The 14808-nt window shown below is 51.2% G+C and carries 11 protein-coding genes; 4 read left to right on the top strand and 7 right to left on the bottom strand.

The window, feature by feature from the left end; all coding sequences use genetic code 11:
- Positions 1-103 precede the first annotated feature (103 nt).
- The gene (locus tag NF212_RS16610; RefSeq protein WP_434357521.1) at positions 104-2650 is read left to right on the top strand and encodes an EAL domain-containing protein; all 2547 of its coding nucleotides are present in this window, start codon (positions 104-106) and stop codon (positions 2648-2650) included.
- A 124-nt stretch (positions 2651-2774) separates the two neighbouring features.
- Complete coding sequence (gene add, locus NF212_RS16615) at positions 2775-3779, top strand: adenosine deaminase (protein ID WP_434357523.1); 1005 nt, start codon at positions 2775-2777, stop codon at positions 3777-3779.
- 289 nt (positions 3780-4068) lie between these two features.
- On the opposite strand, the gene hemN is transcribed toward add, so the two are convergent.
- The 5 genes from hemN to NF212_RS16640 form a co-directional block, all read right to left on the bottom strand.
- Positions 4069-5442 carry an oxygen-independent coproporphyrinogen III oxidase gene (gene hemN, locus NF212_RS16620; protein ID WP_434357525.1) on the bottom strand — a complete coding sequence of 458 codons (1374 nt, stop codon included), beginning with the start codon at positions 5440-5442 and terminating at the stop codon, positions 4069-4071.
- A gap of 178 nt (positions 5443-5620) precedes the next feature.
- The gene (locus NF212_RS16625; RefSeq protein WP_434357527.1) at positions 5621-6115 is read right to left on the bottom strand and encodes a DUF2489 domain-containing protein; all 495 of its coding nucleotides are present in this window, start codon (positions 6113-6115) and stop codon (positions 5621-5623) included.
- A 3-nt stretch (positions 6116-6118) separates the two neighbouring features.
- Positions 6119-6676 carry a Der GTPase-activating protein YihI gene (gene yihI, locus NF212_RS16630; protein ID WP_434357529.1) on the bottom strand — a complete coding sequence of 186 codons (558 nt, stop codon included), beginning with the start codon at positions 6674-6676 and terminating at the stop codon, positions 6119-6121.
- On the bottom strand, positions 6673-7326 hold the full coding sequence (locus NF212_RS16635) for a class I SAM-dependent methyltransferase (protein ID WP_434357531.1): 654 nt from the start codon (positions 7324-7326) through the stop codon (positions 6673-6675). The genes yihI and NF212_RS16635 overlap by 4 nt, the downstream gene beginning before the upstream one ends.
- A 734-nt stretch (positions 7327-8060) precedes the next feature.
- Positions 8061-8678, bottom strand: a complete 618-nt coding sequence (locus tag NF212_RS16640) for a c-type cytochrome (RefSeq protein ID WP_434357533.1) — start codon at positions 8676-8678, stop codon at positions 8061-8063.
- A gap of 139 nt (positions 8679-8817) precedes the next feature.
- Between NF212_RS16640 and yihA the strand changes: the two genes are divergently transcribed.
- Positions 8818-9492 (top strand): ribosome biogenesis GTP-binding protein YihA/YsxC, encoded by a 675-nt coding sequence (gene yihA, locus NF212_RS16645; protein WP_434357535.1) that lies wholly within the window; start codon positions 8818-8820, stop codon positions 9490-9492.
- A gap of 764 nt (positions 9493-10256) precedes the next feature.
- Here yihA and polA read toward each other — a convergent pair.
- The gene (gene polA / locus NF212_RS16650) at positions 10257-13055 is read right to left on the bottom strand and encodes a DNA polymerase I (protein WP_434357537.1); all 2799 of its coding nucleotides are present in this window, start codon (positions 13053-13055) and stop codon (positions 10257-10259) included.
- Between the two features lie 390 nt (positions 13056-13445).
- Here polA and elbB point away from each other — a divergent pair, with 390 nt between their 5' ends.
- A complete protein-coding gene (gene elbB / locus NF212_RS16655; protein ID WP_434357539.1) occupies positions 13446-14096 on the top strand; it encodes an isoprenoid biosynthesis glyoxalase ElbB in 651 nt (216 codons plus the stop codon).
- Positions 14097-14350: 254 nt separating this feature from the next.
- On the opposite strand, the gene NF212_RS16660 is transcribed toward elbB, so the two are convergent.
- The gene (locus tag NF212_RS16660; RefSeq protein WP_434357541.1) at positions 14351-14782 is read right to left on the bottom strand and encodes a GNAT family N-acetyltransferase; all 432 of its coding nucleotides are present in this window, start codon (positions 14780-14782) and stop codon (positions 14351-14353) included.
- Between the last annotated feature and the right edge of the window lie 26 nt (positions 14783-14808).

Raw genomic sequence — 14808 nt, forward strand, 5'->3', positions numbered from 1 at the left:
CCACCGTCTAATTTTGGGATATTTGATATACAACTCAATGCACTAAGTTTGTATCTTGTTGTCACTTATACCCAAATCGGTTCAAAGAGGTAGCGGGAAGGCAATGGGCCAGAAAAGGTTGCTGTCTATGCGCATGGCGGTCATGCTGCCTATTCTGGTGGTGCTTGGGTTAACGATGTTAACCATGGCTGCAGTGCAATATTCCAACACCAGGGATACTGCCCGGCGCGTCAGTGCTGACCTCCTCGAGTCCTACACCAAAGAGATCTCCCACGACCTCGATATCTTCCTTGGCGTCCCCTTTAATACCAACGCCTTTTTTGCCCAACGCCTCGGTGATCTCGACATGCTGCGAGGTAATAGTGACGACACTGCCCTCCAGTTTATCGAGTATGTCTTCGCGCCTATGCTGCAGGGGATGCCGCAGGTCAGCTACATCGGGTTGGGGAGTGCCGAAGGCCAGTACACGGAATTTCTGATTGGGGAAGATAAAAACACCAACATCACCAATGCGTTCCGGGCTCATCGCAGCGAATTATTTGTCTTCCCGGAAAGTGACCGTGAAATTACCCGGCTTAATGCTCCTAAGGGTTTTGACCCCACCCAACAGCTCTGGTACCGCGAGGTAGCCAAAGCAATGGTCCCGACCTGGATACAGGACGGTGACACAGCAGATAAAAACAACGCACTGACCATTACTACCGCTGCACCGGTTATTCGGGACAACCGGCTGGTAGGCGTGTCAGAGGTAACCATTGAACTGAGCTCCTTCAGTGACTTTCTCTACCAGCAAAACTTTACTGACGGCAGCAGCCTTTTTATCCTCGACAGCCAAAAGCGCCTGCTCGCCTACGGAAACCCGGATTACCCTCACATCCAACTGCTGGAGCCTGCCTCTCTCAGCCCAGACCCCAATGTACAGGCAGTGCTGTCACAATTTGCCCGTTTTGAGAACGATAAATCTGCCGATGAAAAGATCTGTACCCCTTTTGAACTCGTTGACGAAAAGCAGGGGATTCTCCACGCCAAAGTCACCCCCTACTATCTAGAAGGTGACAGCAAAAACCCGTGGTACATTGCAGTGGTTATTCCTGAAACACGCTTACTCGGGGATCTGACATCCACCTACCGCATTGGCCTTCTGACCGTATTAACCGTTTCCGGGCTTGGATGCCTAATCGCATACTCCCTTCTTCGCCGACTGACCCACCCGATTGCTGATACTGCTAAGGCAGCCGCACGGCTGGCCTACGGCGATCTTGATTTCCGCATCCAGCGGGAGATGAAAATAAAGGAAACGGAGGCTCTCAAGGAAGCCTTCAACCACATGGGTGACCAGCTCAAGCACTCTTTCAATATGCTGCAGGAGCAGGTGGATTTCGACATCCTGACAGGGTTGTACAGCTACCAGGGCCTAATCCGACACGCCCGGGCAAGCAGCAGTACCAAAGGGGCGCTGATACTGCTGGGCCTCAACCGCTTCCGGGATATCAACAACAATCTCGGCCTGAAAAAGGGTGACTATCTGCTGGGTCAAATTGCCGATCGCCTCAGCATTAACCTGCCATCACGCCACACCCTGCTAGCCCGTATCGGCGGGGATGAATTCGCCGTGTACTGGCCGGAGGCCGGAAGTGCCGACCAGGCGTTCTCGGTTACCGAGAAGCTGCTGGCTACGCTGCAAACCCCGTTCACTGTCGGTTCAAGCAACATCCAGCTGTCAGCCAATGCCGGCGTTGTGATTGGCGTATTGTCAGATACCGATATGATGGACTGGCTGCGCTATGCCAGCCTGGCACTCAGCCGGGCAAAAGCGACGGATGCCGGCAATTACTGCCAGTTTGAAAAATCCATGCTGGCCGAATCCCTGACCCAGGCACAGATGCTTGGCGAACTTCGCATGGCGATAAACAGCGATGAGTTTGTTGTCCACTACCAGCCGGTCGTTGACCTCAAGGACTACCGTCTGTGTGGTGCGGAGGCCCTGGTACGCTGGCAAAGCCCACACCGGGGGATGGTGCCGCCGGGAGATTTTATCCCGTTGGCAGAAAAGCATGGCCTTATTGCCGAAATCGGCCTGTGCGTACTGAGAAAAGCGACGTTCGATACCGCACGGCAAATCGAACAGGGGCAATGGCCAAAAGATTTCCAGCTTCATGTGAACCTTTCCGCCCGCCAGCTGGTGCATGATGATTTCATCATGCGGCTTGAAGATATCCTGATGGCCAGCGGCCTGAAAACAGCCAACCTCACGCTGGAAATCACCGAGACCCAGATGATGGACAACGGAATGAAGTCACACCAGACCCTCGACCAAATCCGTGCAATGGGGATCCGGGTTGCCATTGACGATTTCGGTACCGGCTACTCATCCCTTTCCTACCTGCACCAGATGCCGTGTGACAGCCTCAAAATTGATCGCAGTTTTGTGGCAGCCGTGAATGTCAGTGAGACCAACTACAACATTGTACGTGCCATCATGGCCATGACCCAGGGAATGGAAGTCCATGTGGTAGCCGAAGGCATTGAAACTGAAAGGCAGGCCCAAACCCTTGCCAGCCTGGGTTGCCACTACGGCCAGGGTTATCACTTTGGCCGCCCGGTCCCGCTGCATGAATGGCATTACCATGAACCGGCCCAACAGCATTAGTAACTATCGTGCAAATTTGTGACGTTACATTGTTTTTTCACAATCTGTGCTACTGACGTCACGCTCCTTTGTTCTTATACTGGCCGACCAATGCGGAATAGCCAATCGAAGGAGCGCAATTATCATGATCACCCGTCACCTGCCGCTGACCGATCTTCACCGTCACCTCGACGGAAACATCCGTGCCCAGACTATTCTGGAATTGGGGCAACAATTTGGCCTGGCCCTGCCGGCTGATAACCTTGCTGATCTGCGCCCACACGTACAGGTTGTGGAAAATGAGCCAGATCTGGTCGCTTTCCTGTCCAAGCTCGACTGGGGCGTCGCTGTCCTTGGCGATCTGGATGCCGTTCGCCGGGTCGCTTATGAAAACGTAGAAGACGCCCTCAAAGCACAGATCGACTACGCAGAACTGCGCTTCTCTCCTTACTATATGGCGATGAAACACCAGCTTCCCCTGCAAGGCGTGGTTGAAGCCGTCGCTGATGGCGTTGATGCCGGCAGCCGGGAGTTTGGCGTAAAGACCAACCTTATCGGTATTATGAGCCGCACCTTCGGCACCGACGCCTGCATGCAGGAGCTGAACGCCCTGCTGGCATTCAAAGACAGGCTGGCAGCCATTGACCTTGCCGGAGATGAGCTCGGCCAACCGGGTACCCAGTTTATTGAACACTTCAACAAGGTCCGCAGTGCCGGCCTTCGTGTTACCGTACACGCTGGTGAAGCAGCCGGTTCAGAGAGTATGTGGCAGGCAATCAGGGAGCTGGGTGCAGAACGCATCGGCCACGGCGTAAAAGCAATCGAAGATCCGGCCCTGATGGACTACCTAGCCCAGCACCGTATCGGTATCGAGTCATGCCTGACCTCGAACCTCCAAACCAGCACCGTTGCAGACCTGACTTCACACCCGGTGAAAACTTTCCTGTCGCACGGCATCCTGGCCACCCTGAACACTGACGATCCTGCAGTGGAAGGGATTGAGCTTCCTTACGAATATGAAGTCGCAGCCCCGGCCGCCGGCCTGACTCAGGAACAAATTGAAACGCTGCAACGCAACGGTCTTGAAATGGCCTTCCTGTCAGACTCAGAAAAAGCCGAGCTGGTTGCTAAAGCCGCAGCGCGAGCATAATTTAACCAGGTTTGATTTTGGTCAGGACCGGTGGTTGTCATACTGACATAAAATGGCGTCGCACTTTTCAGGTAAAACAGGGGGCAAGTTCCAGGCAACCCGGTAAACCACCCCAATTTGGAGACGAAATGTTCGACGCCCTGCTCTCAGCCACTGAACTGGCTGCCACTTCCGGCTCCGGCCCCTTTGTCGCCGGTATCCTGGCCCTGCTGCTTACCTCTGTAAGCGGCGGATATTAGAAACAAAAAAACCGCAAAAATGCGGTTTTTTTGTTTTGGTACCACAGGTTTTATATAACCCGCGAAAACTGCTGCTGTCTGGCCCGGTCACGGAGGTAGGTGTCAAAGCACATACAGATGTTACGTATCAGCAGGCGGCCACGAAGCGTAATGCGGATTTCCTCTTCATTCTCTTCCACCAGCCCATCATTGATAAAGCACTGCAGAAGTTTTATGTCTTCCGAGAAATAGTTGTCGAATTCCAGACCAAAACGCGTTTCGATGGCTTTCTTGGACAACGAGAAATTACACATCAGGGTCTTGATAAGTTCACGGCGGATCAGGTCATCCTGCTCAAGCACCAGCCCTTTCCACAGTGCGTGGTGCTGCTCGTTTACCTGCGCGTAATAGTGCTTGAGCTCTTTCTGGTTCTGGGCGTAGGTATCACCAATCATTGAAATTGCGGATACGCCCAAGCCCAGCAGATCACAATCACCCTGGGTGGTATAGCCCTGGAAATTACGGTGCAACTCGCCATTTCGCTGCGCCACCGCCAGCTCGTCCTGTGGCTTGGCAAAGTGGTCCATACCAATAAACTGGTACCCGGCTCCGGTCAGGGTGGCAATAGTCTCCTGTAACATGGCCATTTTTTCCTGGGCTTGCGGGAGATCTTCATCGTGGATTTTACGCTGAGCGGCAAACAGTTTTGGCAGGTGTGCGTAGTTGAACACTGACAGGCGGTCAGGATCCATTTCCAGTACTTTTTCCAGCGTCAGAGCGAAGGAAGCCGGGGTCTGTTTCGGCAGGCCGTAAATCAAGTCCAGGTTCACGGATGTGAAGCCCAGCTCCCGCGCCCGAATCAGCAGGCTGCGGATAAAGTCTTCGTCCTGCTCACGGTTAACCAGCTTCTGTACTTCTTTATTGAAGTCCTGGACACCGATACTCATGCGGTTGAAGCCTTCGGCCCGCAGGTGGTCCACCATATCCAGCTCAATTTCACGCGGGTCAACTTCGATACTGATTTCAGCATCAGGCGCAAAATCGAATTCCTGGCGCAAAAGGCCCATCAGGCGGGAGATCTGTGCTTTGGTCAGGAAGGTAGGTGTACCGCCGCCCCAATGAAGCTGGGACACCTTGCGACCGCCCATAAGAAACGCCCGCTGGCGAATTTCAAGCTCAAGCACATCCAGGTAATCATTGGCTTTGTGCTGGTGCCGGGTGATCACCTTGTTACAGCCACAGTAATAGCAAAGCTTGTGGCAGAACGGGATATGTACATAGAGCGACAGGGGACGCTCAGGGTATTGGGTGCAGGCCATATCGAATTCAGCCGAGGTAAATGCCTCATGGAATTCGAGGGCTGTCGGGTAAGAGGTATAACGCGGGCCGGAGTAATTATATTTTTGGATTAATTCCTGGTCCCAGATGATCTGTTGAGACGACATGACTACACCCAATCTTGCTGACAATTAAAGAAACCGGCCGCAGTGCTTACTTGGCCTTCGGCTCGGAGCGGATAGTCTGCCACATTCCCTGGCAGTTTGTAGAGTGGTTCCCGGTATGGGCTGCTCGAATTGCCGGACGGATCATAACCAACCCGGCAATTTGAGCTACAGGAGTTGCCTAACTGGCAAGAATATGGGCATCTTCCGGCCTGAAGCCGGTAAACGCCAGAATTTCACCCAATTCAACCTGAATTGCTTCAGCCAGACGCGCTTCAGCTTTCATGCGTTTGAGATCTTGTTGCATACGCTCTTTTTTAGGCAAGGTCTTGCGGGACTCTCCCCGGTCGAGGTCTTTCACTTCATCATAGAGCTCATAAAGCGCCGGATAGCGCTGCGGAAACTCTATGCGACGTTCACCCTGCAAGTGATCCATGATCATATAGAGGCGGATAGCGGCCTCTGCAAGGTCACATTGCTTTTGCTGGGCTGCAAAGGCAATCACATTGACACTTTCAATGATCTTGTCGTTACGAGCAGAAATCGCGTCATCCATCGCCTGCTTTTGCAGTTGGTTCTGGCGGCGCAGTTTCATCAGAAGTGAACCGGCATACACAGACAGACCGAAAATAATCAGGCCGCCGGCAACCAGCATTAACATCACCGAGGTTTGCAAGACTTACTCCTTGTCCCAGCTGTTTTCATCAAAACGGTCAAAGGTATCCAGCAGGTCATTGTCTGACTGGTGAGCCTTACCTTTGGTGTTGTTCTCTGATTCAGCTTCCTCTGCCTCATCGTAAAGACCGAGTTGCTTCATCAGTACTTCAATACGGTCGAGCTTTTCATCGACATAAGACTGCAAGCCGGCACCCAGGCGCTCACCGTTTTCGATACGGCCAAGCAATACGTGCAACTGGGCATCATTTTCCAGCATCGCCAGCTCTTCTTCAGCATTCATGCGGCGCTGTTTCTTCGCTTCGGCAGATTTTGGATGCGGCTTGGCTTCCACAACCAGTTGGATTGGCTTCTTACTGCCAAGGCGCGGATCACGTTGCTGGCGGGTCTTTGCCGCAGCAGCGGTTTCAGCTGCTGAATGGCGAGAGCCGGCTTTGTGGCCCTTACGCTTTTTCAGCTTTTTCATCATGCGGCTGGCCAGCTCGTCATTTGACGGCGCACGGTCATCGTAGCGGGCCGGGCCTTCAGAACCAGGGCGACGGCCCTTTCTTTTACGGGTCATGCTTGTACCTTCTTTAATAACATGACGTCATCTGCAGCGAACTCCAGCTGGAGTCCGTCACGCTCTGCCAGAAAACCAAAGGTCTCCCGGCTGAAGAAACTGACGTGAGTTGGGTCGTTCTTGTAGTGCCAGCCAGCAAATGCCTCTGGGCTGCGCACCAGTTTTGTCATGATGGCCAGCCAACCTCCCGGTTTGACCAGACTCATCAGTAACTGCCACTCTTTTGCTGGTGTATAAAAATGTTCAATGGCTTCCGTGCAAGTCACGAAATCATATTGGGTATCCAGCAATTGAGTGTTCGGCGCATAGTAGGGATCATAGCCAACTGTCGGGAAACCAGCCTGTGTCAGCATCTGACAAAGTGCAGGTCCCGGTCCGCAACCAAAGTCCAGCCCTGAAACACCAGCCAGGTTTTCCTGCCGGAGTTTTTCCACGAGCGGTGCAGCCAAACGGGAGAGAAATGTCTGATAACCGGGGTCATCAGGGCAGTTCTCATGTTGATCGTAGACCGCTTTTTCTTGCTCTGGGGTCAGACGGGATGCGGGATCGGCAATCACCAGCCGGCAGTTGCCGCACTGGAGGTAACTCCGCTTCCTGTCGCTGTGGTAGGGGGAGAGGTTCGCCCCATGACACAGAGGGCAATTGGACATATTTCGATCTCTGCGCGAAATGGCGGCACTGTAACAAAAAGGCAGGAAAGAAAAAAGCGGCAGGTATCAACCTGCCGCTAACATCGTTCTTGAGAACGTATTCTGTGACGTCTTATCCTTAACGAAATACAACTTCCCGGTTCAAGTCCATCTGTTTAGTACGCTTCCCTGAAAGTTTGCTGTTCTTCACCACCCTGGTGACGGTTGGCAATCCTTTTAGCTTCCTTGTATTCCTGTCATCCCTAACAGGGCTTCCCAGCACATGTTTCATTCCAGAAACTCATTCGGCCATCCTTGCCCGGCAGAGACTCCGCACTGCCGCTCTTCCTTAAGGCCTTGCCTGGCGTTCCTTAACTCCCCTGTCCCAAGACAGTCCTTCCCGGACCCGGTCCTTCTGTATCCTTCGCGCTATCCTGCGCCGCCATCCTGGCTTTTCCTGTTCCTTCGCCAACTCCCTGTCGACATGTTTAGTCTAGATAAAGTAGCTTGAAGAAAAACCTTTTCAGCTCACATTGTTATGTTTGTTGCACTCAACAAATCTTTTAACAGCATGAATTACAAGGAAGTTAAAAATTTATCCCGCTGCGAATTCAGTGAAATCCGTTGCATTCTATGGCTGATCTCTTACAGGCAGGGTAAGAAAAGAGGAACTGCGGGAGATGGACGTCTGGCATAAAACAGCGAGGGCAGCGGTAGCTGCCCTCAGAATTCGCGGTTTGATGGCACTTTGGATATTAGTGCAAGCCACCAAGGTATTGGGACAGGGCAGTTATTTCTGCATCTGACAGTTTGGCAGCGACAGAGCCCATCATGCCATTCAGGTCGTTGTTACGCTGACCATCCCGGAATTTGGTTAACTGAATCTGGGTGTACTCCGCATGCTGGCCGGAAATTTTCGGGAAGCCCGAAGATGGCGTACCGTTACCCCGTGGGCCATGGCAAGCCACACAAGCCGTAATACCACGTTCAGCATCTCCGGCAAGGTAAAGCTGCTTACCAACATCCAGTGAGTTTTCAGGCGTTGTTCCCTGAGACATTTCCAGGGAAGCAAAGTATGCGGACAGATCGGCCATATCCACTTCAGACAGCGGGGCAGCCATGCCACTCATTACAGGATCATACCGGCCTTGTTTACCACCACTGCTCTGACCGAGCTTAAACTCAATCAGCTGCTTTTCCAGGTAACGAGGGTGTTGTCCGGCAATCTTGGGATATTGGGCTAAAGCACTGTTACCGTCAGCACCGTGGCAAGCGGCACAAGTTGCGGCTTTGGCTTTCCCAGCCTCTACATCTCCTTGGGCCATAACACTGCTGCTGGCAAGGAGGGTCATTATCAGCGCTAATTTCTTCATGACATTCCATTTATAATTATCAAGCTTCCAGAACCGCTCTTTCATGGTAACAACATGGTACAATGAGCGACCATAAGCCGAGCACGGTTATTTTACACAATTTCACATAAAAGTAATTAGCCGACTACATAAAGTCGAGATGGAGTTAACAGTGAATTTTCCACTTAACTATCGCCAGACGCACTTCATTACCAGTGCCCCGGATATCCGTCATCTTCCGGATGATACCGGTATCGAAATCGCGTTTGCCGGCCGGTCAAATGCAGGTAAGTCGAGTTCACTTAACCGATTGACAGACCAGAAGAATCTGGCGAAAACCAGTAAGACTCCCGGCCGTACTCAGCTCATCAACCTGTTTAAGGTTACGGATGAATGCCACATTGTGGATCTCCCAGGATATGGCTATGCGCAGGTTCCCCAGGAAATGAAGCTTAAGTGGCAAAAAGCACTGGGTGAATATTTGCAAAAACGTGAACAACTTAAAGGTTTGGTTGTTCTGATGGATATCCGCCATCCAATGAAGGATCTCGATCAGCAACTCATTTATTGGGCAGTGGAATGTAACCTGCCAGTTCTTGTTTTGCTGACCAAGGCTGACAAGCTGAAAAGCGGTGCACGCAAGAAGCAACTCACCATGGTTCAGGAAGCCGCTCTCGCGTTTTGTGGCGATGTCCAGGTAGAAGCTTTTTCGTCTCTTAAGGGTATTGGAGTGGACAAAGTTCGCGCCAAACTGGACCAGTGGTACCAGGCCAACCTGATCACGGAAGTGTTGGAGCAGGAAGAAACGGCAGAACCTGACGAGGGCACCGAATAAAAATACCCCACCTGTCAGTGGGGTAAAGGGAGAGAAATCGGAGGATAATCATCATAGTTATATTTAAAGTGTTGATGATTATCCTGTTTCATGCAAGTTTGCCATATCCCACCTTCCCGCCTACTGATTCTTTCGCAATACCTGCTTTTACGTCTCCCCTCTAACCGCTTGTATTCACAATTCTTATCTTTCCTTCCGGATGCTTATTTGGTGTAAATAAAAAAGATTTCAGCTATCTCGCCACCGATTGTATGTCTTTGTAAGGAAATTTCAGAAAACAGCAGGTAAAAAAATACCGACCAGAGAAGGTCGGCATAAATACAAGGGGTTACCGCGCTGGCGATAGATATCTATGCCAGCATGGCTAAAAAAATGAACAAGAAGCACTGACTATTATACGTACCACCTGCCAATATTAAAGTATTTACTCTAATTTTATTTTGATTCTGCCTGAGCTCACACAATCCAAGTGGCCACCGTGATTTTCAGACATAAAAAAAGCCCCAGTCACTAACGACTGGGGCAGCTGATTCAGCCAAATCCAATAACGTGAAACAAAAGGTCTGAAAGATAGAACATCTTACCTCTGTACCCTACTTGGTCTAATTTAACCCAACAGGTAACAGAAAGAAAGCTTATTTCGTAATTTTATTTCAATAAGTGGTAATAAAAGGATATAAGCCGTTGACGCCAAGGGCTTTATTTATGAATAAAAAAAGCCGGACTTTGCCGGCTTTGGTTATTTATTGCATTTTTATTAACAATTAATGGGCTTGATCCCAGTTATCACCGCGACCGGCATCCGCAATCAATGGTACAGACAGCAGAGCTGCACCTTCCATTAATTTCCGTACTTCACTTTCAACTTTGTCAACCAGCGACGATTTCACCTCAAGAACCAGTTCATCGTGCACCTGCATCAGCATGCGAGCTGTACCCGGCTCCTGTTGGAGCAGCCACTGATCCACCAGCACCATGGCACGTTTGATAATATCTGCAGCCGTCCCCTGCATCGGCGCGTTGATTGCCGCACGCTCGGCAGCCTTACGGCGCATACCGTTGCTGGACTTGATATCAGGGAGGTGCAGGCGACGGCCGAACAGGGTTTCAACGTATCCCATTTCAGACGCCTGCTGGCGGGTTTCTTCCATGTAACGTTTCACACCAGGGTAACGCTCAAAGTACAGGTTCATGTAGTCCTGAGCTTCACCACGCGGAATCCCCAACTGGCGTGACAGACCGAAAGCGCTCATACCGTAGATAAGGCCGAAGTTGATTGCCTTGGCACGGCGGCGCATTTCAGACGTGACGTCTGAAATGTCCAGACCCATCACTTCTGCTGCAGTGGCAGCGTGAATGTCCTTACCGTGGCGGAATGCATCCACCAGTGCATCATCGCCGGAGAGGTGCGCCATAATCCGCAGTTCAATCTGGGAGTAGTCGACAGCCAGGATGGTATAGCCTTCGGGGGCGATAAATGCCTGCCGGATCCGGCGGCCTTCATCATTACGTACCGGGATATTCTGCAGGTTAGGATCGGTTGATGACAGGCGGCCGGTAGCAGTGACGGCCTGATGGTAGGAAGTATGGACTCTGCCGGTTTCCCCATTCACCATCTTTGGAAGCTTGTCAGTATAAGTCGACTTCAGCTTGGCAAGGCCACGGTACTCAAGGATAACCGCTGGCAGCGGGTAGTCCAGTGCCAGTTCCTGCAACACTTCTTCATTGGTAGAAGGAGTCCCGGAAGGTGTTTTCTTCAGTACCGGCAGGCCCATTTTCTCAAACAGGATAGCCTGAAGCTGCTTTGGTGAGCTGAGGTTAAACTCTTCCCCGGCAATATCGAACGCCTTGCGCTCAAGCTCATCCAGCCGGACTGCAATTTCCTGAGACTGCTGGGCAAGCTTCATACTGTCAATCAGTACACCGTTGCGCTCCATCCGTGACAGTACAGGTACCAGAGGCATTTCCACCTGTTCAAAAACGATCTTCAGGTTTTCATCAGCCTGTACTTTTGGGTTCAGCGCATTGTGCAGGCGAAGGGTAATATCAGCATCCTCTGCAGCATATTCAGCAGCTTGCTCCAGCGGGATCTGGTTGAAAGTCAGCTGCTTCTTGCCCTTGCCGGCAATTTCTTCAAAACTGATGCACTTGTGCTGGAGGAAACGCAGCGCCAGGCTATCCATGTCATGCCGGCCGCCGACACTGTTATAGACATATGACTCCAGCATAGTGTCAAAGGCGATACCCCGCATGTTGATATCGTAGCGGGCCAGTACGCTGGCATCGTATTTCAGGTTCTGACCGACTTTCAGTTTGGCTGGGTCTTCCAGCCAGACCTTCATTTCAGCCAGCACCCACTCGCGGCTGAGCTGCTCCGGTGCATCGACATAGTCATGTGCAACAGGCAGGTAAGCCGCTTCACCTTCTGCGACAGCAAAGGAAACGCCTACCAGGTTGGCAACCATGTAATCCAGACTGTCAGTTTCGGTGTCGAACGCAACCAGGGACGCTGAATTGAGCTTGTCCATCCAGCGGCGGAAATCATCTTCTGTCAGGATGGTTTCATACTTGCTGCGGTCAATGGCAGCAGGCGCAAAGGTATCACTCGCGCTATCGGTGGCACTGCTTGCAGACGCAAAAGAAGCTGCCGCAGCCGGTGCAGAAGTCGCAACTGAGGTACCGCCATCAAGTTGTTCCGCCAGCCAGCGTTTGAAGTTCAGCTTGCCATAAAGGGCAACCAGGGTATCGCGGTCTTCTTCGCCTTTACGCAGTTCTTGTGGAGTAACATCAAGCTCGACATCACACTTGATAGTAGCAAGTGCATAGGAAAGGTAAGCACCTTCGCGGTTATCTTCGAGCTTCTTAGCCATGGTTTTGGAGCCACGGAAACCGAGCGGGGCAATCTTGTCCAGGTTGGCAAACAGCTCATCCAGACCACCGATACCGGTAATCAGCGCCGTTGCGGTTTTCTCACCAACGCCGGGCACACCCGGAATGTTATCGACCTTGTCCCCCATCAGAGCCAGGTAGTCAATCATATGCTCTGGGCCAAAACCGTACTTCTCCTTGACCCCTTCTACATCCAGGACGATATTGGTCATGGTGTTGATAAGCAGAACATTCTCATCCACCAACTGCGCCATATCCTTGTCACCGGTACTGATCAGAACCGGCATCCCGGCCGCTGATCCCTGACGTGCCAGGGTACCAATTACGTCATCTGCTTCCACCCCTTCTATCATCAGGAGCGGCAAGCCCATTGCCTTGATAATTTGGTGCAGCGGTTCGATCTGGCAACGCAGATCATCCGGCATGGGTGGACGGTTTGCCTTGTATTCCGCGTACATATCATCACGGAAAGTTTTGCCCTTGGCATCAAAAATGACTGCCACCTCAGACTGAGGGAACTGACGGATCAGGCTGCGCAGCATGTTGACCACGCCGTATACTGCTCCGGTAGGCTCACCATCGCTGTTGGTGAGATTAGGGGCTGCATGGTACGCACGGTAGAGGTAGGATGAACCATCAACCAGGATCAATGGATTTTCTGGAATCGTTGCCATAATTAAACTCGGTTACTGATGAGCCCGGGTGACCCATCGCAGTACGCTTGGAATTTGATTGGCTACTAGCATGCCATGTAGAGGGGAATCTGTTAACCGGATGTTTGTTCACAAACTCTTCCACCCTGTGGATAAGTTTGTTGGTAATAATTTTATGAATCTTAGGCTTTGTTTGAAATTTACTCTGATCTTATTTTTATATCCTTTAAATTCAAAACTTTAAATACAGATCAATGATCTTGATCAGGATCGCTCACCGATCCTTTATTGTGGAAAAAAATACAGAATCCACTCATTACATCATCATAATTGCTAGATTTTTGTTCTGTGATGTATCTGGATTCAGTGTTTTTTTCGTGCCTTTTTTGCATTCAAGACGAGGAAATAAAAATGAAAAACATAGCGGTAATTTTGTCCGGATGTGGTGTATATGACGGTTCAGAAATACACGAAGCTGTCCTTTCCCTGTTGGCGGTTGAGCAAAACGGCGCAAAATGGCAGTGTTTTGCCCCAGATATTGCCCAACACCATGTGGTTAACCACCTGACAGGTGAAGAGATGGATGAAACCCGCAATGTGCTGGTTGAGGCAGCTCGTATTGCCAGAGGCAACATCCGTGATGTGAAAGAGCTGGATGTCAGTGAGTTTGATGCCTTGCTGCTTCCTGGCGGGTTCGGCGCAGCCAAAAACCTGTCAAATTTTGCCTTTGAAGGCTCTGCACATACCGTGAACCCGGATGTGCTGGCTGCTTGCAAGGCCTTTGCCCAGGCAAACAAGCCAGCGGGTTACATCTGTATTTCACCGGTCATGATCCCAGCCGTGTACGGTGAAGGAGCCATGGGTACCATCGGAACTGATCATGAAACCGCATCTGCATTCAGTGTTATGGGTGGTGAGCACGTTGAGTGCCCGGTTGATGGCTTTGTTGTAGACCCTGCACGAAAGGTGCTTTCTACTCCGGCATATATGCTGGCTGGAAACATCAGTGAGGCGGCAAGCGGCATTAATAAACTGGTGGCCAAACTGGTAGAGATGGCTTAATGGCCCTAGGCCAGGGATGGCGGCACAAAAGAAAAAGCGACGTGTAAACACGTCGCTATAAGCTGAATTTTGGACCTTCGGGGGAAACCGTCGCGCCCTAGCTTTAATACACTGGAAGCAATGTGAGCAATGTCGTGCCATCAGAACCACTCTCGGTAGGAGGTGTCCCTGAGTGCGAGTTAATAATAACCATTCTCATTATCATTGCACAACCCCTAAATGAGATCTTTTTCCATTTAATTTTCGTTACTCATTTAAATCAGGTGTTTAACAAAATGTAAGCGGTAGTCCCCTACCCCGTCTTTTTTCTCCAAATGTTCAACCTGGTACCCATTATTCAGCAGCATGCAAAGCATGGCGGTAAACCGGTTACGGGATTTAACCCGGATTTCTTTGTATCCCTTTTCTTTTGCCCATTGCTCTTGGTGGATGAGCAGCATATTTGCAATTCCCTGGCGCCGCCCTTCCGGTACAACCCCACCCAGCCAACTGTAAAAGCAGTCATCATCCAGCTGGTAACCAATTTTGACGCCCAGCAACTCTCCGTCTTTCTCCGCCACCAGCACAAGGTTTGGCCGGCGTCCAATCCGTTGCCTGAGGGACTCAACGGTTTCCCCCCGGCAAAACTCGCTGATGCGGCTCAGCACCTGGACCGCTTCTTCGAAATCAGTACTGCGTATTTCCATGGGCAAACTCCAAAAAAACAAAAACC

The organism is Parasalinivibrio latis (genome assembly GCF_036825535.1).
In the GTDB taxonomy this organism is placed as follows: Bacteria; Pseudomonadota; Gammaproteobacteria; order Enterobacterales; family Vibrionaceae; genus Parasalinivibrio; species Parasalinivibrio latis.

Coding starts and splice junctions, on each gene's coding strand:
- NF212_RS16660 (WP_434357541.1), bottom strand. CDS start 14,782: ATGGAAATACGCAGTACTGATTTCGAAGAAGCGGTCCAGGTGCTGAGC.
- NF212_RS16635 (WP_434357531.1), bottom strand. CDS start 7,326: ATGTCCAATTGCCCTCTGTGTCATGGGGCGAACCTCTCCCCCTACCAC.
- hemN (WP_434357525.1), bottom strand. CDS start 5,442: ATGTCGTCTCAACAGATCATCTGGGACCAGGAATTAATCCAAAAATAT.
- polA (WP_434357537.1), bottom strand. CDS start 13,055: ATGGCAACGATTCCAGAAAATCCATTGATCCTGGTTGATGGTTCATCC.
- yihA (WP_434357535.1), top strand. CDS start 8,818: ATGGAGTTAACAGTGAATTTTCCACTTAACTATCGCCAGACGCACTTC.
- add (WP_434357523.1), top strand. CDS start 2,775: ATGATCACCCGTCACCTGCCGCTGACCGATCTTCACCGTCACCTCGAC.
- NF212_RS16610 (WP_434357521.1), top strand. CDS start 104: ATGGGCCAGAAAAGGTTGCTGTCTATGCGCATGGCGGTCATGCTGCCT.
- elbB (WP_434357539.1), top strand. CDS start 13,446: ATGAAAAACATAGCGGTAATTTTGTCCGGATGTGGTGTATATGACGGT.
- NF212_RS16640 (WP_434357533.1), bottom strand. CDS start 8,678: ATGAAGAAATTAGCGCTGATAATGACCCTCCTTGCCAGCAGCAGTGTT.
- yihI (WP_434357529.1), bottom strand. CDS start 6,676: ATGACCCGTAAAAGAAAGGGCCGTCGCCCTGGTTCTGAAGGCCCGGCC.